Origin of the sequence: Blastococcus sp. CT_GayMR16 (genome assembly GCF_004570875.1) — a bacterium.
GTDB lineage: Bacteria > Actinomycetota > Actinomycetes > Mycobacteriales > Geodermatophilaceae > Blastococcus_B.
The window spans coordinates 1-540 of sequence record NZ_SPQK01000047.1 but is presented as its reverse complement, the minus strand read 5'-3'; the positions used below and the strand labels follow the sequence as shown (position 1 = coordinate 540).

General features: G+C 73.1%; 1 pseudogene. It reads right to left on the bottom strand.

Going from position 1 to position 540, the window contains the following annotated elements:
* Nucleotides 1–526, bottom strand: a pseudogene (locus tag E4P38_RS22660) (hypothetical protein); the annotation flags it as partial.
* Nucleotides 527–540 lie beyond the last annotated feature (14 nt).

Here is a 540-nt window from a genome sequence, read left to right as displayed (position 1 = left end):
GCAGTTGGCCGGAGATTTCTTCGACGACCGCGATCTGCGGGAGGTGGGCGAGGCTGGTGCCGGCGATGGTGCGGAGGCCGAGCAGGTCGGCCAGCCGCCCCGCGGGGGGCTCCATCGCGACGGCGGCCGGCTCGACCGAGGCGTTCTCGGTCGTGTCGCCGTAGGTCTCGGTTTCGGGGGCTTCGGGGGCATCTGGTCGCGGGAGGAGGCCGAGGGTGTGGGCGAGTTCGCGCACCAGGACCGCCGGGACGGGCTGGCCGTCGACCTCGCCGGGTTCGTCCCCGCCGGTCAGCGTGTCTACCCCGGCGACCACGGTCAGGCCGATCTGCACCGGACCGTTGCTGCCCGGCCGCAGGATCAGATCGACCAGGCAGTCGGTCATCCGCTGGTCCTTGGTCCGGGTGTCGCCGGGGGTGCGGCAGTCCTCGGCGTAGGCCTCCAAAGCCTTCCGGCACGCCTGCGCGACCGGCAGCGGCAGCGTCGCCGACAGGCTGCCCATGCCGTCCTCACCCGGATACACCCGCACGCTGCGGTCCCGGA